This is a genomic window from Sphaerimonospora thailandensis, from assembly GCF_016863115.1.
Taxonomy (GTDB): domain Bacteria; phylum Actinomycetota; class Actinomycetes; order Streptosporangiales; family Streptosporangiaceae; genus Sphaerimonospora; species Sphaerimonospora cavernae.
In genome coordinates this window covers 19,167-43,406 of record NZ_BOOG01000052.1, presented here as the reverse complement: position 1 = coordinate 43,406, position 24,240 = coordinate 19,167, and the positions used below count along the sequence as shown (strand labels likewise).

23 protein-coding genes and 4 tRNA genes are annotated in these 24,240 nt (G+C 67.8%); 21 read left to right on the top strand and 6 right to left on the bottom strand.

All coding sequences use genetic code 11. The annotated features are described in order from the left end of the window. Positions 1–230: 230 nt before the first annotated feature. The 5 genes from Mth01_RS23750 (at position 231) to Mth01_RS23730 (ending at position 5,837) form a co-directional block, all read left to right on the top strand. Positions 231–1,736 (top strand): FAD/NAD(P)-binding protein, encoded by a 1,506-nt coding sequence (locus Mth01_RS23750; protein WP_204018145.1) that lies wholly within the window; start codon positions 231–233, stop codon positions 1,734–1,736. Positions 1,737–1,807: 71 nt separating this feature from the next. Next, positions 1,808–2,623: a class II aldolase/adducin family protein gene (locus Mth01_RS23745; RefSeq protein WP_239089947.1), complete on the top strand. Its 816-nt coding sequence runs from the start codon at positions 1,808–1,810 to the stop codon at positions 2,621–2,623. A gap of 57 nt (positions 2,624–2,680) precedes the next feature. Beyond that, positions 2,681–3,175: a flavin reductase family protein gene (locus Mth01_RS23740; protein WP_204018144.1), complete on the top strand. Its 495-nt coding sequence runs from the start codon at positions 2,681–2,683 to the stop codon at positions 3,173–3,175. Next, positions 3,172–4,647: an FAD-binding oxidoreductase gene (locus Mth01_RS23735; protein ID WP_204018143.1), complete on the top strand. Its 1,476-nt coding sequence runs from the start codon at positions 3,172–3,174 to the stop codon at positions 4,645–4,647. Before Mth01_RS23740 ends, Mth01_RS23735 begins: the two co-directional genes overlap by 4 nt. Beyond that, positions 4,644–5,837 (top strand): acyl-CoA dehydrogenase family protein, encoded by a 1,194-nt coding sequence (locus Mth01_RS23730; protein WP_204018142.1) that lies wholly within the window; start codon positions 4,644–4,646, stop codon positions 5,835–5,837. Before Mth01_RS23735 ends, Mth01_RS23730 begins: the two co-directional genes overlap by 4 nt. 16 nt (positions 5,838–5,853) lie before the next feature. Here the strand turns inward: Mth01_RS23730 and Mth01_RS23725 are convergent, their stop codons facing one another. Beyond that, the gene (locus tag Mth01_RS23725; RefSeq protein ID WP_204018141.1) at positions 5,854–6,444 is read right to left on the bottom strand and encodes a TetR/AcrR family transcriptional regulator; all 591 of its coding nucleotides are present in this window, start codon (positions 6,442–6,444) and stop codon (positions 5,854–5,856) included. A gap of 142 nt (positions 6,445–6,586) precedes the next feature. Here Mth01_RS23725 and Mth01_RS23720 point away from each other — a divergent pair, with 142 nt between their 5' ends. The 4 genes from Mth01_RS23720 (at position 6,587) to Mth01_RS23705 (ending at position 11,396) form a co-directional block, all read left to right on the top strand. Further along, positions 6,587–8,056, top strand: coding sequence for an MFS transporter (locus Mth01_RS23720; protein ID WP_239089946.1), 1,470 nt, complete (start codon positions 6,587–6,589; stop codon positions 8,054–8,056). Then, positions 8,053–9,645, top strand: coding sequence for an AMP-binding protein (locus Mth01_RS23715; protein WP_204018140.1), 1,593 nt, complete (start codon positions 8,053–8,055; stop codon positions 9,643–9,645). The genes Mth01_RS23720 and Mth01_RS23715 overlap by 4 nt, the downstream gene beginning before the upstream one ends. Positions 9,646–9,825: 180 nt before the next feature. Then, entirely contained in the window at positions 9,826–10,290 is a 465-nt protein-coding gene (locus Mth01_RS23710; RefSeq protein ID WP_239089945.1) for a pyridoxamine 5'-phosphate oxidase family protein, read from the top strand. A 116-nt stretch (positions 10,291–10,406) separates the two neighbouring features. Next, on the top strand, positions 10,407–11,396 hold the full coding sequence (locus Mth01_RS23705) for an AraC-like ligand-binding domain-containing protein (RefSeq protein ID WP_204018139.1): 990 nt from the start codon (positions 10,407–10,409) through the stop codon (positions 11,394–11,396). Between the two features lie 217 nt (positions 11,397–11,613). Here Mth01_RS23705 and Mth01_RS23700 read toward each other — a convergent pair. Both Mth01_RS23700 and Mth01_RS23695 read right to left on the bottom strand, forming a co-directional pair. Next, a tRNA-Lys gene (locus Mth01_RS23700) sits at positions 11,614–11,685 on the bottom strand. 117 nt (positions 11,686–11,802) lie between these two features. After that, positions 11,803–12,960, bottom strand: a complete 1,158-nt coding sequence (locus tag Mth01_RS23695; protein WP_204018138.1) for an acyl-CoA dehydrogenase family protein — start codon at positions 12,958–12,960, stop codon at positions 11,803–11,805. Positions 12,961–13,066: 106 nt separating this feature from the next. Between Mth01_RS23695 and Mth01_RS23690 the strand changes: the two genes are divergently transcribed. After that, positions 13,067–13,513: a PspC domain-containing protein gene (locus Mth01_RS23690; RefSeq protein WP_239089944.1), complete on the top strand. Its 447-nt coding sequence runs from the start codon at positions 13,067–13,069 to the stop codon at positions 13,511–13,513. Positions 13,514–13,518: 5 nt separating this feature from the next. Here the strand turns inward: Mth01_RS23690 and Mth01_RS23685 are convergent, their stop codons facing one another. After that, complete coding sequence (locus Mth01_RS23685) at positions 13,519–14,823, bottom strand: MFS transporter (protein WP_204018137.1); 1,305 nt, start codon at positions 14,821–14,823, stop codon at positions 13,519–13,521. Positions 14,824–15,020: 197 nt separating this feature from the next. Continuing rightward, positions 15,021–15,362 carry a metallopeptidase family protein gene (locus tag Mth01_RS23680; protein ID WP_204018154.1) on the bottom strand — a complete coding sequence of 114 codons (342 nt, stop codon included), beginning with the start codon at positions 15,360–15,362 and terminating at the stop codon, positions 15,021–15,023. A gap of 358 nt (positions 15,363–15,720) precedes the next feature. Between Mth01_RS23680 and Mth01_RS23675 the strand changes: the two genes are divergently transcribed. The 5 genes from Mth01_RS23675 to Mth01_RS23655 all read left to right on the top strand — a co-directional run bounded on the left by Mth01_RS23675 (position 15,721) and on the right by Mth01_RS23655 (position 18,755). Continuing rightward, a complete protein-coding gene (locus Mth01_RS23675) occupies positions 15,721–17,391 on the top strand; it encodes a metallophosphoesterase (protein ID WP_204018136.1) in 1,671 nt (556 codons plus the stop codon). Continuing rightward, positions 17,392–17,464, top strand: a tRNA-Glu gene (locus Mth01_RS23670). A 105-nt stretch (positions 17,465–17,569) separates the two neighbouring features. Continuing rightward, positions 17,570–17,644: transfer RNA gene (locus tag Mth01_RS23665), tRNA-Asp, on the top strand. A 19-nt stretch (positions 17,645–17,663) separates the two neighbouring features. After that, positions 17,664–17,740 (top strand) — tRNA-Phe (locus Mth01_RS23660). A 229-nt stretch (positions 17,741–17,969) separates the two neighbouring features. Continuing rightward, the gene (locus tag Mth01_RS23655; protein ID WP_204018135.1) at positions 17,970–18,755 is read left to right on the top strand and encodes a hypothetical protein; all 786 of its coding nucleotides are present in this window, start codon (positions 17,970–17,972) and stop codon (positions 18,753–18,755) included. Positions 18,756–19,557: 802 nt separating this feature from the next. On the opposite strand, the gene Mth01_RS23650 is transcribed toward Mth01_RS23655, so the two are convergent. Next, positions 19,558–19,773 carry a hypothetical protein gene (locus tag Mth01_RS23650; RefSeq protein ID WP_204018134.1) on the bottom strand — a complete coding sequence of 72 codons (216 nt, stop codon included), beginning with the start codon at positions 19,771–19,773 and terminating at the stop codon, positions 19,558–19,560. 167 nt (positions 19,774–19,940) lie between these two features. Here Mth01_RS23650 and Mth01_RS23645 point away from each other — a divergent pair, with 167 nt between their 5' ends. The 6 genes from Mth01_RS23645 (at position 19,941) to Mth01_RS23620 (ending at position 24,232) form a co-directional block, all read left to right on the top strand. Continuing rightward, positions 19,941–20,192, top strand: coding sequence for a GntR family transcriptional regulator (locus Mth01_RS23645; protein ID WP_204018133.1), 252 nt, complete (start codon positions 19,941–19,943; stop codon positions 20,190–20,192). A 182-nt stretch (positions 20,193–20,374) separates the two neighbouring features. Continuing rightward, a complete protein-coding gene (locus tag Mth01_RS23640) occupies positions 20,375–21,076 on the top strand; it encodes a DUF433 domain-containing protein (RefSeq protein WP_204018132.1) in 702 nt (233 codons plus the stop codon). Next, on the top strand, positions 21,051–21,470 hold the full coding sequence (locus tag Mth01_RS23635) for a PIN-like domain-containing protein (RefSeq protein WP_204018131.1): 420 nt from the start codon (positions 21,051–21,053) through the stop codon (positions 21,468–21,470). Before Mth01_RS23640 ends, Mth01_RS23635 begins: the two co-directional genes overlap by 26 nt. 153 nt (positions 21,471–21,623) lie before the next feature. After that, positions 21,624–22,031: a GNAT family N-acetyltransferase gene (locus tag Mth01_RS23630; protein WP_204018130.1), complete on the top strand. Its 408-nt coding sequence runs from the start codon at positions 21,624–21,626 to the stop codon at positions 22,029–22,031. Positions 22,032–22,313: 282 nt separating this feature from the next. Next, positions 22,314–23,573 carry an AAA family ATPase gene (locus tag Mth01_RS23625; RefSeq protein WP_204018129.1) on the top strand — a complete coding sequence of 420 codons (1,260 nt, stop codon included), beginning with the start codon at positions 22,314–22,316 and terminating at the stop codon, positions 23,571–23,573. Further along, a complete protein-coding gene (locus tag Mth01_RS23620; RefSeq protein ID WP_204018128.1) occupies positions 23,570–24,232 on the top strand; it encodes an RloB family protein in 663 nt (220 codons plus the stop codon). The genes Mth01_RS23625 and Mth01_RS23620 overlap by 4 nt, the downstream gene beginning before the upstream one ends. Positions 24,233–24,240 lie beyond the last annotated feature (8 nt).

The window sequence follows — 24,240 nt, the reverse complement described above, 5'->3', positions numbered from 1 at the left end:
AAACGCTTTGACCTGCGGTGAAGCGATCAATGCGCGAATTCGACAGACTTCGTGCGCATTTGTGCAAGCGAAGGGCAAGCCGGTCGACCAGACTTCACCGCGTGCCACCGCAACGGACAGTCCAGTCCGTTGGATTCCCTGCCACTCCAACAGTTTCGGTGCCGAGCGTGGACGGTCATTCACGACGCCTTCAGCATCTTCCTAGACGCGGGCACCGGGGAAGAGCACGAATGCCCTCGACGATCAGAATCGGCGTGGTCGGCGGCGGGGCCGCCGCTGTCTGCCTGCTGGACGCACTGAGCCAGGCGACGCCCGTACCAGCAGTGGTCACTGTTTTCGACGACTCGCCAACCCTGTGGCGGGGCCGGGCCTATCAACCGGACGCCACAGCGGTGCGTGTCAACGCACCTCCCGACGACATGTCCATCAGGGCCGGCGACCCGCACCATTTCGAGCGCTGGTTCGCGGAGCGCGGCCTGGCCGGGGAGGCCGTCGACGCGGAAACCGCCGACCCGTGGTCCGGGGTGAGGTTCGTTCCACGGGCCACGTATGGCGATTACCTCGAGCAATCTGCCCGCACCGCACTGCGAGTCCTGCTGGACCGCGACTGTGAGGTGCACGTCGTACGTGAGGCGGTGGTCCACGGGGCCGCGCCGGGTTCCGGGATGGAGCTGGAGGCTGGGTCCGGCGACCGGTATGAGATGGACGTCGTCGTGCTGTGCGTGGGCGGCGGCGGGCCGGCCGACAGCTACGGGTTGTCCGGCATGCCGGGCTTCATCGGCGATCCATACCCGGTGGTCGGCCGGCTCGCCGTCATCGACCCAGACGAACCGGTGGCGGTGATCGGCAGCGGGCTCACCGCGGTAGACGCCGTGCTCGCCTTGGCCGCGGTCGGCCACCGCGGGCCGATCAGCATGCTGTCGCGCCGGGCTGTGCTGCCCGCCGTCCGGCAGTGCCCGGCCGACTACCGGCTCGCCCACTTCACTCCGGAAACGTTCCGTGCGCTGAAGTCCATGCCGATAGGGGAAGCCTTCGAGATCATGCGCGCCGAGCTGCGGCACGCCGACGTGGACATCCCGGCGCTGATCCGCGAGGTCACCGGCACGGAGGTCGAGGATCCGGTCGAGCGGCTGCGCCGTCATCTCGCCGCGGTCGACCACCCCGACCTGGGCCTGCGGATCCTGCAGCGGGCGGTGCCCGACACCGGTCCCGACGTGTGGCCGATCCTGCCGGAGCACGACAAGTCATACCTGATGAGTGAGCACCACCGCACGATCATGAGTCTGTGCTGCCCGATGCCGCCGGCCAACGGGCACCGCCTGCTCGCCCTCATCGAGTCGGGCCAGTTGGACCTGCCCCGCGGCCTGCGGGAGATCAAGTTCGTTGACGGGTTCCAGGCTGTCCTGGCCGACGGCGTCCGCGACTACTCGACGGTCGTCAACGCGGTCAGCGCGCCGACGCATCGGATCCCGTCCGGTGCGGGCGCCCTGATCGCATCGCTGCGTCGTTGCGGACTGGTCGAGCGCCACCCGCGTGGCGGGCTCGACGTGGAACGCGCGACCAGCCGGCTGCGGGTCGGGGGACGTACTGACGACCGGATCTACGCGCTCGGCGACCTCGCCGCCGGCGCACTGTTCTTCACGTTCGGCATTCCGTCGCTGGTCGACCGGGCCGTCGACATCGTCGCCGCGATCAATACCGCGCCGGTCAGCACCGCGACGCTGGTCCCCCTCTGATTCGTCCTCCTTCTAACTCATTCGCCTCCAACTCCGCCGCCTCTGACTCGTCACCCTCGAAGGAGAGTGCTTTGACCACCGACATCGCCGCCGCAGGGCCCACCTACCTCGCCGATACCCACACTGGTCTGCCGCTGGCCGCCGAGCCGCGGTTCGAGTCGCTGGAGGACGCCCGCCGCCACGCCAAGCAGCGCCTCGCCGCGGCGGTTCGCCTGTTCGGCAAGTACGGCTTCGGCGAGGGCATCTCCGGCCATCTCTCGGTGCGTGATCCCGAACATCATGATCGATTCTGGGTCAACCCGTTCGGCGTCTCGTTCAACCGGGTACGTGTCGGCGACCTCATCCTCGTGGACATGGACGGCAAGGTCGTCGCCGGCGACCACCCGGTCAACCCGAGCGCCTTCGTCATCCACTCGAAAATCCACCAGCTGCGGCCGGACGCGGTCGCCGCCGCGCACGGGCACACCGTGCACGCCCGGGCACTGGCGGCGGTGGGACGGCTGCTCGAACCGATCGACCAGGAGTCCGCGGCCTTCTATCAGGATCAGGTGCTTTACGACGCGTACGAGGGACCGTCGATCTCGATCGCACAGGGCCGCGACATCGCCGAGAAGCTCGCCGAAAAGCGGGCGCTCCTCCTGCGCTACCACGGCCTGATCACCGTTGGCGGGTCGATCGAGGAGGCCGCGCACTGGTTCTTCACGTACGACACCTGCGCGCAGGTCCAGCTGCTCGCCGCGGCGGCCGGCACCCTGCAGCCGATGAGCGAGGAGCAGGCGCTGGCCGCCCGCGACGGCTTCGGCGACGCCCAACTCGGCCGGTTCAGTTTCCAGCTGCTGTGGGACGAGATCGTCCGGGAGCAGCCCGACCTGCTCGAGGAAGACTGACCGGTTGCCCGCCGCCCATCATCCATGCCGATGGCTCTGCTCTGAGAGGAGCTGATCGTGGAAGTCGACCTGCGTGGCACGATGCGCAACTTCGCCACCGGCGTCTGCATCGCCACCACCTATGCCGATGACAACAGTGGCCGCCGGCACGACGCCCTCACGGTCAACTCTTTGACCTCGGTGTCCCTGGGGCCGCCGTTGGTCTCCATCTCCCTGCGCCAGGGCTCCACCTTTCTGGCCGACCTGCTCACGACGAAGGTCTGGGCACTGTCCATCCTCGACGCCGGCACGCACGATCTGGCCCGCGTCTTCGCGCAGAGCCGGGACGTGCGGGCCGAGGCGGTCCGCACCCTGTCCGCCCGACCGGGCGAACACACCGGCGCCCTGATCGTGGACGCCCCGGCATGGCTGGAGTGCGAGTTGCGCGACCAATTCGATGCCGGGGACCACACCGTGCTGATCGGCTCGGTGGTGGCAGCCGGTCAGCAGCATCGTCGGCCGCCGATCGTATTCCTACACGGCCGATTCCACGCGTTGAAAGGCGAACTATGAGCGACCTCGAACAATCCCTGCAGGCGGCCGCCGAGGTGGTCGGCGCCGACCGGGTGGTCACCCCGTCCGGACCGGACGAGCTGACACTCGGCCCCAACGTGTCCGTGTTCCCGTCCCGGTCGGTCGCCGGGATCATCCGGCCGCGCACAGCCGACGAGGTGTGCCGTGTCGTGGAGATCTTCGGCCGCTCGCCGGAGGCGGGGTCGCTGCACCCGTACAGCACCGGCCGCAACTGGGGTCTCGGCACCCGGGAGCCGGTCATGCCCGGCGCCATCGCCCTCGACCTCGGTGACCTCGACGCGGTCCGCGCCATCGACGTGGAGGCAGGCTGGGCGGTGATCGAGCCCGGGGTGACCCAGCTGCAGCTGGCGGATCTACTCGATGGCACCGAGCGGATGCTCAACGTCACCGTATCGGCCGCCCGGACCAGCGTCATCGGCAACGCGCTCGACCGCGGTGTCGGCCTGCGCCACCAGCGTGTGCACGACTTGGTCGGGCTCGAGCTGGCCTGCGCCGACGGCACGATGCGGCGGGTCGGCTGGTGGCCGGACCCCGAGGTGGCGACGCCGGTCTACCCGTACGGCCTCGGCCCGTCGGCGCTGCAGCTGTTCGTGCAGTCGGACCTCGCCGTGGTCACCGCCGCCACGGTGCGGCTGCTCCCCCGGCCCGAGGCGCTGCGGGTGATCCGGCTCAACTTCGTGCCGGAGCAGCTGGCCGCCGCAACGGACGTGCTGCATCGCTGGGTCGGGCAGGGGCTGTTGCACGGCGTGCTGAAGGTCTACAACCCGGCCGCGGCGCGCGGCTACGGCACGCTCCACCCGGATCACTTCCTCGTGCACGCCTGCGTGGACGGCACCGCCGCCGCGGTCGAGGCGCTCACCGGGGTCGTGGTCGAGGAGGCGCGCCGTTCGGGTGTTTTCTCCGCCGTCAGCGCGACCGACGCGACAGACGAAGGCCCCGGCCGCGAGGTCGCGACACTTGTCGAGCGCTCCTATGCGGGTGACCCGGACCGCAATGACACGATCTTCGAGATGAAGCTCGGCCGTCCGGCGGATCAGATCGACGAGCACGTCGGATTCCTCTTCTTCCTGCCGCTGGTGCCGTTCCGCGGCGCTGCCGTCGTACACGCCGATCGGCTGCTGAACGAGGTGGGGGAGGCCACCGGAGTGCGCTTCGGCGCCACGCTCCACGCGCTGAACTCCGACGTCGTCGACCTCGTGGTGTCGATGAAGTACGAGAGGAAGGACGCCGCGGCCCCGCACAAGGCCCTCGATCTGCTCTACGAATCGTTCACCGCGGCAGGCTTCCGGCCGTACCGGCTCGACGTCGACCACACAGACTGGTTCGAGCGGCTCGGTGCGGACCGAGAACTGCTGAGCCGGTTCAAGACGCTGCTGGATCCGCACCAGGCGATCGCGCCCGGCCGGTACTCCGTCACCACCACCCCTCCTCGGAAAGGTGTTCGGTCATGACCGTCGAACTGTCGTCCTCCACGGTGCCCAACTCGTTCGCCGACATCCTCGAGGCGGCCCGGCGGGTCGCGCCGCGACTGCGCGAACGGGCCGACGACATCGAGAAGCACCGGTGCCTGCCCGCTGACGTGGTGGAACTGCTGCGCGGCACAGGCGTGTTCCGGATGGCGGTGCCCCGCTCCTGGGGAGGTCCGGAGCTGAACTCGACCGAGCAGACCCAGGTGATCGAGGCGCTGGCCATGGGCGACGCTTCCGCCGGTTGGTGTGCGATGATCGGCATGGACACGCCGATCTATGCCGGCTACCTCGAGGAGTCGGTGGCGCGCGAGCTCTTCACAGACCCCGATCTCATAACCGCCGGTCTGATCCTGCCCGTGGGCCGGGCGGACCGGGTACCGGGCGGCTATCGGGTGACCGGCCGCTGGGGCTTCGGCAGCGGCATCACCCACGCGGATTGGGTAGTGGCGGGCTGTCAGGTCTACAGCGACGGCGAGCCCGAGCGCGGGCCGGGCGGCATGCCCGTCAACTGGCGTGTCATGCTGGCCCGCCGCGATGACTTCGAGATCCTCGACACCTGGCACACGACCGGCCTGGCCGGCAGTGGCAGCCGGGACTACACGGCCAACCAGTTGTTCGTGCCCGAGGAGCGATCGTTCAGCCTGGCCCGTCCGCGGCGCGAGGGCCCGCTCTTCGCCACGGACTCGGTCCTGCGCAACATGCCCGGGGTGCCGCTCGGCATCGCGCGTGCCGCGCTCGACCTGGTCAGGGAGATGGCGGGTACGCGGGTCGAGCGGGCCACCGGCCTGCCGTGGACCGACACCTATCGGGTGCAGATGGCCATCGCCGAGGCGGAGATGGAGTTGGGTGCTGTCCGGTACGCGGTCTACGGGAGCCTCGACCGGCTGTGGGATCGGCTCGCCTCCGGCGTCGAGCCGGCTCCTGACGAGCGGGCCGCCGCCGTGCTGGCGCGTACCAACTCCTTCCGGGTGGCCCGCTCGATCGTGACCCGCATGGTCGACCTGGTCGCGACCGCGGCGATCTACCGGCCGTCACCGCTGGATCGCTGGCTGCGCGATCTCACCACGATGTGCCAGCATGTGATCGCGCAGGACCAGGTGATCCAGTCGGCGGGCGCGCACCTGCTCGGCGGCGTACCGCAGAACCCCTTCAGCCTGGGGTTGCTGCCGTGACCGCCATCCGTCGCGGTTAAGCGACCACAGTGGAGGTCGTCGTCTGCGCGGCGACGACCTCCTCGGCGAACGCGATGGCGGCGGCGGCCGCGCCGGCGGTGCCGAAAATGGCGCCGTTGGTGTAGAGCCCGTCGATGATCAGCATGATGCGGTCGCCGAGGAGTTGCGGGTCGTGGGCGTCGGCCCGCTGGGCCAGCTCGTGCAGTTGGCGGCGCATCTGGGTGAAGTGCTCGACCGCCACCTGGTGAGCCGGGTGCGACTGTTCGGGGAATTCCGCGAACGTGTTGCGCAGCGCGCAGCCGCGGGTGCCCGGGGCGGTCGCACGCTCGGCGATCGCCTTCACCACCGCGACGATCTGCTCTGCCGGCGTGTTCGTCGCGGCGGCGGTCTCGCGCAGCGTCTCGGTCCAGTCCTCTCGGCATCGCTCAAGGTACGCGGTGACCAGCACGTCCTTGCTCGGGAACTCCCGATAGAGCAGGTTCTTGCCGCAGCCGGCCGCTTCGATGATCTGCTGCAGACCGACAGCGTGGACGCCCTTGTCGCCGAACAAGCGAGCCGCGGTGACGAGTATGCGCTCCCTGGTGTCCGCTGCCGCCCTGCGTGCCATGCCCCGACCTCCTCGCTCAAATGTAGCGGGACTGAACGGTCCTGTTGACAGTGATCCAACCACAGGTTAATCATGGACCGATCGGTCCGGGACTGTTCGGTCCACTATTGGACTTTCAAGATTAGATGGATGGAGCCACCTCATGGCAATTTCCGACGAAATGGCGGCGGGTCCCGCGACCACCGCACGAACCGACGAACAGGAACGCTGGGGCCCACGGCTGCTGGCCATGCTGATCGTGCTGTGCAGTGCGATGTTCCTGGACGCGCTGGACAACGCGATGGTGGGCATCGCGGTGCCGCCGATCAAGGAAGAGCTCGGCATGTCGACCGCCGCGGTGCAGTGGGTGGTCAGCGCGTACGTGCTCGGCTTCGGTGGCTTCCTGCTGCTCGGCGGGCGAATGTGCGACCTGTTGGGCCGGCGGCGGGTGCTGCTGGTCGCGGTCGCGGTCTTCGCCTCCGCATCCTTCGTCGGCGGGATCGCCAACGACGGCATCGTGCTGATCGCCGCCCGCTTCGTGATGGGCTTGAGCGCGGCGTTCACCGCGCCGGCCGGACTGTCGATCATCGTCACCACGTTCCGGGAGGGTGCGCAGCGCAACAAGGCCGTCGCCATCTACACGGCCTGCGGCGCCGCCGGGTTCTCCTCCGGACTCATCGCCGGTGGGCTGCTCACCCAGATCGACTGGCGGTGGACGTTCCTGCTGCCGGTGCCGATCGCGCTGCTGGTGCTCGTCGGAGGGGCGGTGCTGGTGCCTCGTGACCCGGCCCGCGGGCCCGGCCGGCGCAACTACGACGTGGCCGGCGCGTTCACGGTCACCACGGCGATGCTCCTGATCGTCTACACGATCGTCGAGGCTCCGGAAGTCGGTTGGTCCACGCCGCGCACCCTGGTCCAGTTCGCCGTCGCGCTGCTGCTGCTCGCCCTGTTCACCGTCATCGAGCGCCGCACCGCGGTCCCGCTGTTGCGGCTCGGCCTGCTGCGCAACCGCTCCCTGGTCGGCGCGAGCCTCGCCGCGGCGGCGATTCTCGGCACGTACATGAGCTTCCAGTTCATCGGCGCGCTCTACCTGCAGGAGATGCGCGGGTGGTCGCCGCTGCAGATGGCGCTCGCGTTCCTGCCGTGTGGCCTGCTCATCGCGACCATCGCGCCTCGCGCTGGTGTGCTCGTGGGCCGGTTCGGCCCGGGCTGGATGATTTTCGCCGGGTTCGTCGCCTATACCGCTGCCTATGTGCTCTTCTGGCGTATCGACGTGGCGTCGCCGTACCTGACCGTGCTGCTGCCGACCATGCTGCTCATCGGCGTGGCCTTCCCGTTCTCGTTCCCCGCTGCCAACGTCCAGGCGACCAGCGGCGTCGCCGACGCCGAGCAGGGGCTCGCGGCCGGCATCCTGCAGACCGGCTACCAGGTCGGCGCGGCCGTCGTGCTCGCCGTGGTCACCGCGACCATGGCCGCCGGCCAGCCCGACGTCAAGAGCTCCACCGCGATGCTCTCCTCGTACCAGAACGGCCTCTACGTGGTCACGGCCATCTCCGCGGTGACCATGATCGCTGCATTCGTCGCGGCGCTGCGCAAGCGCTCCGCGCGGCCGGTCGCGGCCCCAGCCGAATGACAGCCGTCGATCGGCGACCGGGCACGAATCCGACGCGGTCCTCCGAACTGTTCGGGGGGCCGCTGCCGGGCGGCGGCCCGGAGACGCTCACCGCCGCGCTCCTCCGGGCCGCCGCCACCGACCGGCGGTCCGCCGCCCTGACCTTCCTCGATGGTCGTGGCCGGCACGACATGAGCTACCGGGCACTGTTGGAGGAGGCGAGCCGGATCCTGCACGGCCTGCGCCGGTACGGCGCGGCCGCCGGCGACAGGGTCGTCATCGCCGCCCGTGAGCCCCGGAACCTGGTGGCCGTGTTCTGGGGCGCGACGCTCGGCGGGCTGATCCCGGCGCCCGCGCCGCTCGCCATCGCCGACACCGTCGTCGACACCCTGACCGGCGCCGCCGGAAGGCCCTGGCTGCTGACCGACACCCGCCGTGCCGGTGAGCGGACCCTCGACCTGCGCGAGCTGCGGCAGTCCCCGATCGACGCCGAATATCACCGCGCGGACCCGGCCGAGCCGGCGGCGCTGATGCGCACCGCGGGCACCACCGGTGCGCCGAAGACCGTCGTGCTGTGCCACCGCAACGTGTTGGGGCGCGCGATCGGCAGCATCGCCGTCTCCGGGATGACCGCCGACTCGCGCACCTTCAACTGGATGCCGCTGGAGCACGTCAGCGGTCTGTTGATGTGTCACGTCCGCGACGTCGTGCTGGGCTGCCGCCAGGTGCATGCGGATCGCGGCTGGATCCTCGATGACCCGCTGCGCTGGCTCGACGTGCTGAACGACCACCACATCGACACTACGTGGGGCACCAGCACCGCCTTCGAGCTTCTCGGGGACGCCGCATCCGGGCTCGACGGCGGCTGGGATCTGAGTCGCCTGCGGTATGTGATGAACGGGGGCGAGCCCGTACGGGCGGGCGCGGTCGACCGGATGCTGCGTGCGCTCGTCCCGCACGGCCTGAAGTCCTGGGCCGTTCGCCCGGGTTGGGGCTCGTCCGAGACCGCGTCCGGCGTCGTCGACGAGGTCCTCGCCGAGGGCTCGCCGGCCGCGTCCCCGATCGACCCACACGAGATCCTTCCCGTCGGCCGTCCGCACCCCGGCGTGTCGGTGCGGGTGGTGAACGCGTCCGGCGCACCGGTGCCCTCGGGCCGTACGGGCCGGTTGGAGGTGCGCGGGGTGCCCGTCGCCACCGCCTATGCTGACCCGGCCGACCTCTCGCCGCTGACCGGTGACGGCTGGTTGCGCACCGGCGACATCGCCCGTGTGGCCGACGGCCGGCTCACTGTGTTGGGCGCCACCGTCGACCTGGTCCGGATCCCCGACGGGACCCTCGTACATGGCCGGCAGATCGAGGCGGCTCTCGGCGAGCTGCCGTTCGTCACCGCCGCCGGCGTCCTCGACCAGGACGGCACGCTGCTGCTGTGCTACGCGCCGACAAGCGAGGTGCCAGCCGGGTCGGCGGCACTCCTGCGTGATTTCCTCCTGCGACGGTACGGCCTGTCCGATGTCCGCCCTGTCCGGGTTAATCCTTCAGATTTACCGCGTACCGGCACCGGCAAGCTACTGCGGGCTCGGCTGCCCGAGCTCGTTGGCGACGGACCTTGACATGGCCGGTGATCCCGGGTTTCACGACAGTGCCGGTTTCACGACATTGCCGGGTTTCACGACACTGCCCACTGAACACATCTCCGTGACAATGTCGCAGGGGGCGCGCGAACACCTGCGAGGCTGCTCGCCTCCAGGCACGAGCAGGAAGCACCGAATAAGAAGCGAGGCGAAGACGACATGATGACCATCGAGCAGGGACTGGCCCGGATTGCCGAACTGGGTTCCGCCGACCATTGGCTGGCCGTGGTGGTGACCACCCGCCCGGATGGCGAGCCGTCCACGTCGGTGGTCAACGCGGGCATCCTGCCGCATCCGCGCACCGGGGAGCCGATGGTGGCCTTCGTCTCCCGCGGCGGCGCCGCCCGGCTCGCCAACCTGCGCAAAAGGCCAACCGCCTCGCTGGTCTTCCGGGCCGGCTGGGAGTGGGTGGCGGTGCACGGCAGCACGGAGATCATCGGCCCTGACGACCCCGCCGAGGACGTGACGGCGGAGGACCTGCGGCTGCTGCTGAGGGACATCTACGCCGCGGCCGGCGGCGCACATCCGGATCTCGACGAATACGACCGGGTGATGGCGGAGGATCGGCGGGCCGCGGTCCTGCTGCGGCCGATCAGGTGCACCGCTAATCAAGGCCGAAGCTGACTGCTCGCATCAATACTTCCCAAAGAAGGAAAACAGGTCGAGGGGCAACCGCAAACACCGTGGGCCGACGTAGGGTGTAACTATTCCGTCAGGTTGAATGGGGGGAGGAACTAGGTATGCGTACCGGCGTTGCACAACGGCTCGTACGCGTGATCGACACGGGGACCTGCGTGCCCCGACAGCGCTTCAACGCCTGGGTCGACATGGTCGAGTCGATCTGCGGGCCGCTGCGAGTGGGCCGATACAATGCCGAATCGTTTGAAGGTTCAATCATAACCGGCCAATTCGGGGAGATGCGTGCGTCGCTCATCCGGGCCATGCCGCACGCGGTGGAGCGCACCCAACGACTCATCGCCCGAGCCGACCACGAATACTTTCACCTGTGCGCGATTCTGGACGGAGAGGTCCGGGTCTCTCAGGATGGGCACGCGGGATCGGCGACCACCGGCAGCCTGGTCGCGTTCGACAGCGCCCGGTGTTACAGCCTGGTGATGCGTGACTCGTTCCGGATGCTCGCGGTGATGCTGCCGCACCAGTTGGTCGGAATCGCGCCACGCGACACACACCGGGTCACCGCCGCACCCTGGTGCGGTCAGCGCGGAACCAGCTATCTGGTGTACCAGCTGCTCAGCGGGTTGGCGGAGCAGCTGACCGAACTGGACCCGAACTGCGCCGACCGGTTGGAGCACAGCGTGAGCAGCCTGGTCGCGGCGCTCATGACCGAGCGCATGGGCGTGGCCGAAGGTCTGGACGGCGGCCGGACCGCACTGCTCAACCGAGTGCAGTCCTTCGCCCGGGAGCGGCTCGGCGACCCGTCGCTGAGCCCCGCGGTGCTGGCGCGCGAGCACAACATCTCACTGCGGTACCTACAACAACTCTTCCGGGAACATCAGGTGAGCCCGGCCCGCTGGATCCGGGAAGAGCGGCTGGCACGCTGCCGGGTCGATCTGCGGGACCCTCGCCTCGACCACCTGTCAGTCGCGAGCATCGGCGGGCGCTGGGGGTTGTCCGGCCCGTCCCACTTCAGCAGGCTGTTCCGGGAGCGGTACGCGATGACTCCGCAGGAGTTTCGCGGCTGCCGCGAACAGCGCCCCGTGAACGCCTGAGTCGACACCCCACGGCGCTTTCCGCGGCTCTGTACTGCTCTCGGGCACCACTGCCACACGCTAACCGTCGCTGGGTGGGGACGGCGGTTCCACGAGCTGACGACGGGGCTCATCCGGCTCGTCGCCGTACCGCGAGGGAGCCGAGAAACCGCGATCACGAACACGGGCCGGCGGATTCCTGAACGATCACCGTTCGGGAGTCTGCCTGCCCACTGAGTGGGGCGCCAGGGACTCGAACCCTGAACCGACGGATTAAAAGTCCGCAGCTCTGCCATTGAGCTAGCACCCCTTGCCGATCAGACCGACCGGGCCGACCGGGTCGTGCTTCGCGAAACACGTCCCAGATGCAGGGTACAGAGCGTACCCGCCATCCGGCGACGCGCTTTCGCACGATCACGATACCCGGTCAGCGGAAGGCATCGAGATCGGTGAGCGCCTTGCCCAGCGTCAGCAGATGCACTTCCTGTGTGCCCTCATAGGTCAGCACGGACTCCAGGTTGTTCATGTGCCGGATCACCGGGTACTCCAGCGTCACGCCGTTGGCGCCCAGCACGGTCCTGGCCTGGCGGGCGATGTCCAGCGCGGCCCGGACGTTGGCCAGCTTGCCGAAACTGACCTGCCGGGGCTTGAGCGTGCCCGCGTCCTTGAGCCGGCCCAGGTGCAGCGCGGTGAGCCCGGCCTGGCCGAGGGCCACGGCCATCCAGGCCAGCTTCTCCTGGGTGAGCTGGAACGCCCCGATCGGCCTGCCGAACTGCACGCGGGTCCTGGCGTAGTCGACCGCCGCCTCCAGGCAGGCCCGGGCCGCGCCCACGACCCCCCACAGGATCCCGAACCTCGCCTCCGTCAGGCAGGAGAGCGGGCCCTTCAGGCCGGTCACCCCCGGCAGCACGGCCGACGCGGGCAGCCGTACGTCGTCGAAATAGAGGGACGACGTGACCGAGGCGCGCAGCGACATCTTGCGGTGGATCTCCGGCGCGGAGAATCCCGGGGTCGAGGTGGGGACGACGAAGCCCCGGATGCCGTCGTCCGTCTGCGCCCACACCACGGCCACGTCGGCGATCGAGCCGTTGGTGATCCACATCTTGGCGCCGTTGAGCATCCAGTCGCCTGACGGGTCCTGTTTGGCGGTGGTGCGCATCCCGGCGGGGTCCGAGCCGTGGTCCGGCTCGGTCAGGCCGAAGCACCCGATGGCCTCCCCGGACGCCATCCGCGGCAGCCACTCCCGCTTCTGCTCCTCCGAGCCGTACTTCCAGATCGGGAACATGGCCAGCGACCCCTGCACGGACACGAACGACCGGAGCCCCGAGTCGCCCGCCTCCAGCTCACGGCAGGCCACGCCGTACGAGACGGCGTCGAGGCCGGCGCAGCCGTACCCCTCGAGGTGCATGCCGAGCATGCCGAGCGAGCCGAGCACGGGGGCGAGGTCGCGCGCCGGGAAGACGCCCTGCTCGAACCAGTCCCCGACGTGGGGGAGGACCCGGTCGGTGACGAAGCCCGCGACGGAGTCCCTGACCATGCGATGTTCGGGTGTGAGCTGGTCATCGAGCTCGAGGAGGTCGTCCATGGGGGTCAGCGTATCCGGGAAAGGGCCGGGACATCCGGGACGGGTCGGGGTATCGCCAGGGGGAATCCCGATGTGCGCGGGGGCATGAAACGGGCACTCTGAAGTCATGAACGAGATGAACACCAACGGTTCGGTCAAGCGGCTCCAGCGCTCCGACAACGGAAAGATCATCGCGGGTGTCTGCTCCGGTGTCGGGGAGTACATCGGCGTCGACCCCAACATCCTGCGCCTGGCGCTCGCGGTCGCCAGCCTCTTCGGCGGCCTCGGCATCGGCGTGTACGCGGTGGCCTGGCTTCTCCTCCCCGAGAAGGACAAGAACACCTCCATCGCCCAGGACCTGATCGACAAGAACAAGGACGGCCGCGTCTGGCACGAGGCCAGGGCGAAGTGGCAGGACGTGCAGACCAACTGGTCGGGTCCGGGCCGGCAGGACCACAGCGGGCAGGCGAACAACCCCCACCAGCCGTACGGCACGCAGCAGACGGGCTACGAGCAGCACCCGTACGGCCAGGCCCCGGCCGCCGACCGCCCCGAGGACAGGCCGCAGGCCTGACCACCTCAGGCCTCGTCGGTGGCCCGGACCTTGGCGATGATCTCTCTACGGGAACCGGTCCAGAGCATGGTCAGCATGGCCGCGACGGACAGCCCGGCCACGCCGGCCAGCGCGATCACGGGCTCTGGGCCGAACTCCTGGGCGGCGACGCCGCCGATGAGGATGCCGAGTCCCTGGACGGCCAGCAACCCGGACTGCACGAGCCCGAACGCCTGGCCACGCCCGGCCGGTGGAACACACTGAACGAAAGCGGCGTTCGCCGCCAACTGGTAGGCGCCGCCTACGCCGGACAGCACCCAGAGCGCGAGGACGGCCTCCAGCGGGGGCTCCATCGCACACAGCACGAGGGGAGCACAGGTCAGCATGGCCAGCCACCCCATCCCGCGCAGCCGCCCGGCCGGCGTGACGAAGCGCCCGAACAGGAACGCGCCGACGACCGTCCCGGCCGGCATCGCCGCCATCAGCAGACCGGTGATCACCGGCACGGACAGCCTGCCGTCGTCGAGCTCCGCGGCGTACGGCACCGCGATGCCCTCGGGCAGCACGTAGAACCCGCACAGCCAGGCGAACGCCACGAGCGTGCGCAGCCGCCGATCCCCGAAGACCAGTCGCGCTCCGGCCCTCGTCATCGACCACATGGACGTCCGCCCGTCGCCGTCGTCCCGCAGCGGCGCGGGCCGTCGCCGTACCCCCGCGACGATCGCCAGCGCGGAGGCGAGGAACGTCGAGCAGTCCAGCGCGAGCGCACGGTACGGCCCCAGGCTCGCGATGACGGCCCCGCCGACGGCGAAGCCGAGCATCTGGACGGCCTGGTTGGTCACGTTCTGGAGGGCGGAGCCCACCACGTACCGGTCTCCCTCGAGCACCTCGGGCAGCAGCGCCGCGCGGGCCGCCGAGAACGGCGCGCCGAGCAGCACCACGCAGAAGACGAGCGTGCAGAGCGCGGCGAACGGCATGCCGGGCACGGCCATCACCGCGAGCAGCAGGGCCCGCAGGAGGTCGCAGCACAGCATGACGCGGCGACGGGGGTAGCGGTCGGCCAACCCGGCCAGCAGCGGCCCGCCCAGGATGGGCGGCAGATAGGTCAGCGCGTAGACGGCGGCCGTGGCGAGGGCGGACTCGGTGCGCTGGTAGACGAGGACGGCGAGCGCCACCTGGGCGAGCTGGTCGCCGAGCAGCGACAGGATCTGCCCGAACCACAGTGCGCGGAACTCCCTGACGGAGACGACCTCACCGTAGGTGACCCGAGGCTCGGGCGGACGGCGATGCCTTCCTGAGAGCCTGCCGGTGCCGGGCTTCGTGGCCGCCATCTCACTCCGAATGCTGCTCCTGCTGCTCCGCCGGCTCGACCACCGTGACGACCTCGGCTGATCAGCGACCGTGACGGCCCATCGGGTGGCGCACTCGGACATCGCGCACCCGTGACCCGCTGGATCACCCTACCTGACCTACTGTGGCTATTCTGTTACACACAGTGCCGGTGTGTACGGCCAATCGCAAGGAGTGGTCACCAGCCGAGCGCGTGGAGCCTGTCATCGTCGATCCCGAAGTGGTGGGCGATCTCGTGGACGACGGTGATCGTCACCTCCTCGACCACGTCGTCCTCGGTCTCGCAGATCTCCAGCGTCGGATTGCGGTAGATCTCGATGTGGTCCGGCAGGACTCCCGAATACCATCCGCCGCGCTCGGTCAGCGGGATGCCGGTGTAGAGCCCGAGGAGCCCGGGCTCGGGCGGGTCGTCCACGACCACGACCACCACGTTGTCCATCAGCTTGGCCAGCTCGGGCGGGATCGTGTCCAGCGCGTCGGCCACGAGCTCCTCGAACCTCTTCAGCGGGACGTCGATCACGCCCCCATCGTGGCATCCCGTCCGTTTTATGGCGAGCACGGCTCCCCGGCGGGTGTGGTCTTCGTCGAGCACGTGTCGACGCACACCTCATCGGATCGCCGGCGTGCTCGGCGCGGTGGCCTGATCCTGGAGCCACTGGTCCGTGCCGGCCTCACCAGGGCCGATGCGATGCGGGGATTGGGTACGCTTGCGCATTCCCTGGGCGGTTTTCGTGCTCGAAGAGCAGGCCGGCCGGGAGCGGGGGGCTGACCGAGATTCGGGGGGCCACAGGGCGAGGCCTCGTTCGAGCAGGGTTTGCCGCTGATTTCGGCGGGCATACGGGCGCGGCCGGCGATGAATCCGGGTAAAGAGAAAGGCAATGAGGACCTTGGCGTGGAAGGAGGCCGGTCGACGGCTGGTCGGCGGTCGTACGGCGCGGATCGCGGCCGTAGTCCTGGCCGCCGTCATCGGGGGATGGCTGGGCCTGGCGCTCGGCGCCTCCACGCAGACCTCCGTCGGTCCGGCGGACATCGGAATGTCGCTGACGCCATCCTGGACCGGCGAGACCGTCGTGGACGTCCGCCCGCTCGGCACCCTCAACTTCAAGACCCACAACAGCCCGGTGCGGCTCGACCTCACCATCGAGGCGGTCCATCCGGAGATGGCCGAAGAGATCATCAAGGATCCCCGGTGGGCCGACCGCCTGTCCGCGACGATCGAGCGGGACGCGATCGAAGGGCTGCGCACCCTCGCCATCCGCGCCGCGCTGTTCGCGGTCGCCGCCGGGTTCCTGACCGGGCTGGTCGTCTTCCGGCGTCTCTCCCGGGCCGCCTGGACCGCGGCCACCTCACTGATCATGGTCGTCGTCCTCGGCGGGCTGTCGGCGTTGACCTTCGACCCCCGATCGGTCGCCGAGCCCCGTTATACGGGCCTGCTGACCGGCGTTCCGTCCCTGATCGGCAGCGCCGAGTCGATCGTGAACCGGTTCTCGGAATATCGCGGGCAGCTCGCCAAGCTCGTGACCAACGTGTCGCAGCTCTACGAGGCCGGGACAATGCTGCCGATCTTCGATCCGGATCCCGAGATGATCCGCGTGTTACACGTCTCCGACCTGCACATCAACCCGATCGGCTGGAACGTGATCAGGTCCCTGAAGGACCAGTTCAACGTGGACATGATCATCGACACGGGTGACATCAGCGACCACGGCACCAAGGCCGAGAACGAGTTCGTCAAGGAGATCGGCCGCCTCGGGGTGCCGTACGTCTTCGTGCGTGGGAACCACGACTCGACGAAGACCCAGCGGGCGGTGGCCAAGCAGAAGAACGCGATCGTGCTGGACGACGAGGCGGCGACGGTCAAGGGGCTGCGCATCTACGGCCTCGGTGACCCTCGGTTCACTCCGGACAAATCCGTACAGGTGGCGGGGGACTCGAACGAGGCGCTCCACGCGCTCGGCCGTGCCCACGCCGCCCGGCTCGCCCCTCCGGAACCGATCGCGCCCTCGCCCTCGGTGTCGCCCTCGGTGTCGCCCCCTGCGACACCCTCTGTGTCGCCCTCGGCCCCGGCCACGGAAAAGATCGCCGCCGACGTCGTGGCCGTGCACGACCCGAACGTTGGGCGCGGTTTCTCGGGGTATATCCCGCTTGTGCTGTCCGGTCATGCTCACCAGCGATCGACCGAGCTGCTGCCCACCGGGACCCGGCTGATGGTTCAGGGTTCCACCGGGGGCGCCGGTCTGCGCGGCCTCGAACACGATGAGCCGACCCCGCTGGCGGCTTCCGTGCTCTACTTCAGTAAGTCCACTCACAGGCTTGAGGCCTGGGACGACATCACAGTCGGCGGTCTGGGCGAGCAGTCGATCCAGGTGGAGCGTCACCTGGAGTCGGAGCCTGGCCGTACAATTTTCCCGGAGCCGAAAGAGATCCCTCCACCGGCGGGAACGATCACCGGCTCCCCGTCGCCGTCCACTTTGGCATCAGGGGCAAACGTCCCCTATGCTTCAGAGGTCTCCGACGGAAGACGTCACGGAACAGGGCGCCATCCCTGAGCCCCCATCGTCTAGCGGCCTAGGACACCGCCCTTTCAAGGCGGCGGCACGGGTTCGAATCCCGTTGGGGGCACGTGCGAGCTCCGGCTCACCGGGAAAACGAGAGGTCGAAGACCTCCGGAGAACTGGTAAGCTGAGCTAGCCGAGCAAGACGGAAGCGAAATCTTCCGAACATAGAGGTCCTGTAGAGCAGTTTGGAGTGCTCGCCACCCTGTCAAGGTGGAGGTCGCGGGTTCAAGTCCCGTCAGGACCGCGTACGGCGGAACCGCCGAGGTCAGGTAGCTCAGTTGGTACGAGCGTCCGCCTGAAAAGCGGAAGGTCGGCAGTTCGACCCTGCCCCTGACCACCACCCTTGAACAGCCCAAACGCCCCGAGCAACTAAGCTCCGGGGCGTTTTTGATCTCCAGCGACAGCAACGCTGACAGCAACGTCGCCGCCTCCGCTGCTGGGCCTTCCATGGCAGGCTGATGCTCGTGTGGTTACTTCCTTGGCCTGTGGCGAAGGATCCGAGCCATGGCACGGTGTTGCCCAGGGCACTTCGGGCCGTTCGCGCCGTCGACACCGCCACAATGATTGAGTTGTTACGTGAGACCTCAGGCTCCGCTAAACCGCAGGCCACCGAGCTTATGGCTGCTCACCTTGCTCCGGGAGGAATTCACTATGTGATCCCGCGGCCACGTAAGTCCTGGGATGCGCACGTCGAAGGCTGCTTCTCCGCGGCCATGATGCTCAGAATGAACGACGGTGCGTTCGTCATGAGCGGACTTCACATGCCTGTCCCGATGCTGCGTTTCCAGCAGCTTCCTAAGACGCTGTCACGGTGGGAGGAGTACCGGACAGCGCGACGTGCGAGGGGCATCAGACGGGACTTCCATGTGTGGTTCCGTGATCACCGGCACGACCACAGTTGCAAGCGCCGGCACTGCATTGAAGAACGTGAAGGCCACTGCTCCTGCTTCACGTTTTTGGAAGACATGCGGACAGCGCGTGACCGGCCCGCCGGATTGGAGAGGGGCTCGGCGCAGGAGGCCATAAGGCTCTTGATGGCCAGGGGGTTCGTTGAGATCCGAGCCGGCAGCCACTTTGTGAAGCGCGCGTTGGCCGCTGGGGATATGGACGCGGCACTGAGGCGTCTGGAGCAACTGCGCCTGATCGCGGACGTGTGTCACAACCTTCCGCACGATTTCTTCCCCAAGAGGTCCAAGATCCGTGAGCGGAAGGCTATCGAGAGCCTCCGATTCCACCTGCGGGAACTTGATCCTGACGATCATGCTGCTCAGTGGGTCGTGCGGCAGCTGGAAGATCAGGGATTCGACTACGTTCGTGTCCTCCGAGATCGGACCAAATGGCAGCACGCTCGGTAACGCCTCCGGAGCGCGCGCCCACTCCGACTCGGTGATCAGCGCCTTGCCTCCGGAGCGGGAAAGGCGGCGGACCAAGGAAAGCCCGCCTGCCTGGCACAGCTCATACACGATCCTTTGCAATCATAGGTGTGCCGACGGACCCGGACGCGGGGAGCACGCGGCACGCTCTTGCGCCAGTTCACCCGCTCATACCCCTCCTGAGGTACGGACAGGAGCGAATGATCTCAAGCCAGTCCGTCACGATCGCACCGCCGTTTCCTGTCGGAGGCCTGTGTGTGTGGGGGGGCACCCGCCGGTGGGTGGGAAGGTTCACCACCGGAGGGCGCGGTCAGCAGGTGATCCCCTCGGCCTGTTCCGTCAGCCGACTCCGCTTGGCGTGAGGGGACCACCCGTCCTGTGGCGCCCAGCAGCGGAGCATGCCGCTTGTGGGGCCAGGTCTGTTTCGTATCTGGTCGCGACAGCCGATTGCCGAGGTGGTCAAGGCTGGACGTGCCGGTCATGCAGCGATCCTGAGGGCTGGGGCAGGGATCTCACCGCGGGCGCTGAAGACCATCTCGGCCTGGTACATCAGCCGCTCCAACTCGTCCGAGGTCGGGGCAGACAAGATCAGTGGCTCGCGTACCGGGCCAGGTCACGATGGCGTAGAACCGGCGGCTGGCAGGCCCGTACATCACGAACCAGCCCTGCCAGTGCTGGTCGAGGCTGTGGGCTGTTTCACGCGCATTGCGGTCCCAGAACCGGCGGCGGAAGGGGGAAGGTATGCTTCCGGGCCGGTGACGTCCCCGGGCATGAGTCGGGCGAATCACTGTGGCACCTCGTCGGCGAGGTCCTCTTGAGCAGCGACGGACGCCGCCAGCTCGGCCATGTCATCACCGTCGACCGTGCGGAACGCGCCCGCCTTCTCGGCCGCCGTGGAGAACGGCGTGTTTCGGCTGGCCCACAGGCGTCCGGTGTCGCTGCGGATCACGCGCCAACCCGGCAGTGTCGGGAGCCCACGCGGGGATCTAGCATCGGTCATGGGTCGGACCTCCTACATCCAATCAAGGACCCGTCGGCGGTGAGCGGCACTGTCGGCGGGCCCGCCGTTTGGACGGACTATGGCAGCACCGTAATCGAGGTGTACTACCCCCGTCTAGCCTCGGGGGTAGCTATGGCCTGTTTGCCCTGGTAACGTAGCGTCAGCATATGATCGACAGAGAGGGGCCGGTTCCGCCGTACCGGCAGATCGCAAACGCCTTGCGGGAGCGCATCGCATCAGGCGCGATCCCGCCCGGACGCCGCATCCCCAGCCTGATCGAGCTGGAAGCGGAGTTCGGCGTCGCGAGAGACACCCTCCGCAAGGCCGTCCGGGTCCTCAAGGACGAAGGGCTCGTCGAGACCGTCACGGGCATGGGGATCTACGTAGTGCAGCGCGAGAGCAGCCCCTCAGAAAGCTGACCGCGCCTACTGGCCTATCGACCAGATCACTATCAGAGCCTCCACCAGACCCGGAGCGGTTCACCACCATTCCGGCGGCGTGCTGATCGGCGCGGGCGGTGGTGGCGTCCACCAGGGCGTACAGCTCCAATCACCTGCGCTTGCGTACTGGTGCATGGAATGATCTGGGCAGGGAGGGAAGGATGACGGTGGATCGGTTCACTACTCCGCTGTACGGCATCGCCGAGGCGGCCGCCTATCTCTCCGTTCCTCCATCGACGTTCAGCACGTGGGCCTTTGGCTATGTCAGGAAGCGTCCCGGTGGCGGGACGGTCAAGGGCACTCCGGTCATCACCGCTACCCGTCCGCGCCGCCCGAACGAACCGGTGGTCCCGTTCGTCGGCCTTGCCGAAGGATACGCACTGGCCGCGTTCCGGCAGGCTGGGGTACCACTGCAACGGATCCGGCCGGCCATCGACGCACTCAAGCGCGAACTCGGACTGGAACACGCCCTCGCCAGTAAGCGTCTGTACACCGATGGTGCCGAGGTTCTGTACGACTACGCTGAGCATGCCGGGGATGCGTCGGCACGTGAGCTGGTGGTGGTTCGCAACAACCAGCGTCTGTTCTCCGAGGTCGTGGAGCGCTACCTGCGCCGGGTGGACTTCGCCCTGGACGGATACGCCCAGGTGATCCGGTTGCCGCAGTATCGCGTAGCCGAGGTGGAGGTCACTCCTCTCCATGCTTTCGGTCGGCCGAGGTTCTCTCGGGGCGGCGCCAGGCTGGAGGACGTGCTCGACCTGTTCCGGGCGGGTGAACCTGTGGACGTGGTCGCTGACGAGTTCGGCCTCAGCCGGGAGGAAGTCGAGGACGCGCTCCGTGTCGCAACCCGGCCAGCCGCCTAAGTTCTTCGCCGATCGTAGCCTCGGCCGCATCGCCGTACCCAACCTGCTACGCGCGGCTGGCTGGGACCTCATCACTCTCGCCGAACACTACGGCGTTCCAGCCGATGAGCAGGTAGCAGATACCGAGTGGATCGAGGAAACCGCAAAACTCGGTTGGATCGTCTTGATGAAGGACAAGCGCATCCGTTATCGCCGCGCGGAAATCGACGCCGTGATCGAGTACCGAGCCCGCTGCTTTGTAATCACTCGCGGCGACCTGGCCTCCGCCGTGTACGCTGACCGCTTCCTGGCCAACCAGCAAGCAATCTTCAGGGCGGCCGCAGATCCAGGTCCCTCCATATACGCCGTTCATGCGGACTGCCTGGAGTCCCTATACCCATCTCGTCTCAACTGATTGGAGCGCAGCCAGCGGCTATCCGCAGGTCTATCGATGCACCGCTCCAGCCTAAGTCAGAACGCATTCTGATCGCTGCTGAGCAGGCCATCTGCGATCGACGCCTTTAGGAGCGCGGCGCGGGGTACCGGCTGGGACGAGCTCGTCGAGCTGATGACCCTCGTCCTGGAGGGCACCCTCGACGCGCACAGTCACGCTGATCTCGCCATCATGACCCCCGCGCAGGCGGCGGCCGCGCAGTACGACGACGAGATGGCGCGCTACCGGAGCCCGCGGGAGTGGTGGCAGACGGCGACGACCTCCGACGGCGATCCCGTGGGGTTCGTCGTCCCCGCACGGAACAGCTATCGCCCGATCATCGCGTACATCGGCGTCCTGCCCGCGCACCGGGGAAAGGGCTACATCGACGACCTGCTGGCCGTGGGCACCCGGATTCTCGCCATGCATGAGACCTCGGAGATCCGGGCGTCGACGGATCTCGGTAACGTCCCCATGGTGCGCGCGTTCCGGCGAGCCGGGTACGTCGAGTTCGAGCGTGAGATCAACATGACCTGGAGCTGACTCGCGTCCGGGCCGGGCGGAAACGCGGATGCCGTGGCCGGGCGGGCCGATGCCCCGGCCAGGTGGAGCACGCGTTCCCGTCCGGCTCACGTACGCGCACCGATGGCCGGACGTTGATTCGTTTGTGATCGGGTCTGTGTATCAATGCTTCCTGTGGCGCATCCGTAGGTGGACAGGCATCGCAGTGATCTCTGTGGGTCTGGCGGCGCGCGTGATCTCCACCGGGGCGAGCCATCAGGAGATCGGGCAGTTACCCTAACCGTAGAGTGAGAGGGGGATGGCGTGCTGCTCCGATTCCGTGCCGCGAACGTACGGTCACTACGCGACGAGCAAGAGCTGTCCTTTGTGGTCCCTGAACCGGAGTCGAGCGAGGCAGGACGTCAAATTACGCTCCGCGGGGGCCGCTCCGAGAGAGTCTTCCCTCTGATCGGCATCTTCGGCGCCAACGCTTCAGGCAAGTCGAACGTACTGGCAGCTCTAACCGACATGCGTACCGCGGTCCTCAACTCCTACGCCCGATGGGCTTCGTTTGAGGGCATCCCACGCGAGCCGTTCAGACTGGAGCCAAGAGGAGAGAGCGAGCCGAGTTTCTTCGAAGTCGACCTCGTGATCGATGATGTGCGCTGGACGTACGGGTTCGAGTTGGGCCCGACGCGTGTCGCGGCCGAATGGATCCACAGCTATCCCCGCGGCCACCGTCAGGTATGGCTCGATCGCGACTCTTCACGGGTCGAGGTGTACGAATGGCCGGGCCACCGGGTCAAGGATCGGGCTCAGTTGGTCAGACGCACCCGCCCCAACGCGCTGGTGCTGTCCACAGCGGGTACGGACAACCATCCTCAGCTCTCGACGCTCTTCCACTGGTTCCGCCGAAATCTGTGGCTCATCAACCCGGAGAACGAGCGAGAACAACGAGAGGAGTTCACTCTGAGGGAGCTCTCCGGCAGCCGCGCACTCCGGATTAAAGAACTATTGAGGGTCGCCGACCTGGGGATCACCGGCGCAGAGGTGATCCGGGAGGGCAAGAAACACCCAACGGTAAAGCTGATCCACCAGTCGGCCGCCGGAGAGGTTCCCCTCGATTGGCAGCACGAGTCCTTCGGCACCCGCTCCTGGTTCGCGCTGCTCGGTCCCGTGCTGCTGGCACTAGACGAGGGTGCCGTGCTGCTCATCGACGAGCTGGACGCAAGTCTGCACCCACGCTTCGCCGCTGAGGTCGTCAGGCTCTTCCGAGATCCAAATGCCAACCCCAGGGGTGCCCAACTCGTCTTCACCTCGCATGACTCCTCGCTGCTCGCCACTCCGAGTGGTGAGCGTCTACTGGAGCCGGGCCAGGTGTGGCTGACGGAGAAGAACAAGGACGGTGCTACGGAGCTATACCCTCTGACCGCCGCCGAGCCAGGAGAGGACGAGAACCTGATGAAGTCCTACCTGGCTGGGGCCTTCGGGGGTGTTCCCTTCATCGTGGAAGGGGAAATCGCTCGCCGATTGTCCGGCGTAAGTGGGCGAGAACCCGGGCATGCCGCAGAGCAGGCCCCATGACACGCACCAGAGGAAAGGACAAGCTGGGGCCTTCGAAGCAGCAGCGTGGCCGACGCAACCGAGTCGTCCACGTCTTCACCGAAGGTGAGCTCACCGAGCCTTCGTACATCGACATCATGAAGGACGTCCTCAAGGACCAGATGCTTCCTATCGACGTGCGGATTGCGAACGCCAGCGCACCGGGTTCCCGGCGCAAGCCGATCAACCTGGTTGAGGCAGCAGTGCCGCTCATGCGCGAACTGATTCTAGAGGCGAAACGCAGCCGGCTGCGGGAGGAGTTCTGGCCCCAGGTGTGGTGCCTGTTCGATCGAGACGATCACCCGCAACTGGAGCAGGCGCTGAAACAGGCTCGTGAGGGACAGGTCCGCGTCGCCTTCTCGCACCCCTGCTTCGAGGTGTGGAGGCTCTTGCACCACAAGGACGTAGCCGGGACCTTCAATCAGGTGTGTGACCTGGTGACAGCGCGGCTTCCGTTCAGGGAGACAGTCAACATCAAGAAGGTGCGGCCGGAGCAGATCTTAGGCAGGTACGCCGAGGCGAAGAAACGTGCCCTTCGGATGAACGCCCAGCACAGTGACCACGTGCCCCTGCCGAAGCGGGATCCGTACACCGACGTCTATCACTTCGTAGAGCAGGCCCTGGGCCTCACCGCCTACTGAGAGCAGCC

Coding starts and splice junctions, on each gene's coding strand:
- Mth01_RS23645 (WP_204018133.1), top strand. CDS start 19,941: ATGATCGACAGAGAGGGGCCGGTTCCGCCGTACCGGCAGATCGCAAAC.
- Mth01_RS23640 (WP_204018132.1), top strand. CDS start 20,375: ATGACGGTGGATCGGTTCACTACTCCGCTGTACGGCATCGCCGAGGCG.
- Mth01_RS23705 (WP_204018139.1), top strand. CDS start 10,407: ATGCGTACCGGCGTTGCACAACGGCTCGTACGCGTGATCGACACGGGG.
- Mth01_RS23695 (WP_204018138.1), bottom strand. CDS start 12,960: ATGGACGACCTCCTCGAGCTCGATGACCAGCTCACACCCGAACATCGC.
- Mth01_RS23685 (WP_204018137.1), bottom strand. CDS start 14,823: ATGGCGGCCACGAAGCCCGGCACCGGCAGGCTCTCAGGAAGGCATCGC.
- Mth01_RS23710 (WP_239089945.1), top strand. CDS start 9,826: ATGATGACCATCGAGCAGGGACTGGCCCGGATTGCCGAACTGGGTTCC.
- Mth01_RS23720 (WP_239089946.1), top strand. CDS start 6,587: ATGGCAATTTCCGACGAAATGGCGGCGGGTCCCGCGACCACCGCACGA.
- Mth01_RS23735 (WP_204018143.1), top strand. CDS start 3,172: ATGAGCGACCTCGAACAATCCCTGCAGGCGGCCGCCGAGGTGGTCGGC.
- Mth01_RS23750 (WP_204018145.1), top strand. CDS start 231: ATGCCCTCGACGATCAGAATCGGCGTGGTCGGCGGCGGGGCCGCCGCT.
- Mth01_RS23620 (WP_204018128.1), top strand. CDS start 23,570: ATGACACGCACCAGAGGAAAGGACAAGCTGGGGCCTTCGAAGCAGCAG.
- Mth01_RS23730 (WP_204018142.1), top strand. CDS start 4,644: ATGACCGTCGAACTGTCGTCCTCCACGGTGCCCAACTCGTTCGCCGAC.
- Mth01_RS23725 (WP_204018141.1), bottom strand. CDS start 6,444: ATGGCACGCAGGGCGGCAGCGGACACCAGGGAGCGCATACTCGTCACC.
- Mth01_RS23675 (WP_204018136.1), top strand. CDS start 15,721: ATGAGGACCTTGGCGTGGAAGGAGGCCGGTCGACGGCTGGTCGGCGGT.
- Mth01_RS23690 (WP_239089944.1), top strand. CDS start 13,067: ATGAACGAGATGAACACCAACGGTTCGGTCAAGCGGCTCCAGCGCTCC.
- Mth01_RS23630 (WP_204018130.1), top strand. CDS start 21,624: ATGACCCTCGTCCTGGAGGGCACCCTCGACGCGCACAGTCACGCTGAT.
- Mth01_RS23715 (WP_204018140.1), top strand. CDS start 8,053: ATGACAGCCGTCGATCGGCGACCGGGCACGAATCCGACGCGGTCCTCC.
- Mth01_RS23650 (WP_204018134.1), bottom strand. CDS start 19,773: ATGACCGATGCTAGATCCCCGCGTGGGCTCCCGACACTGCCGGGTTGG.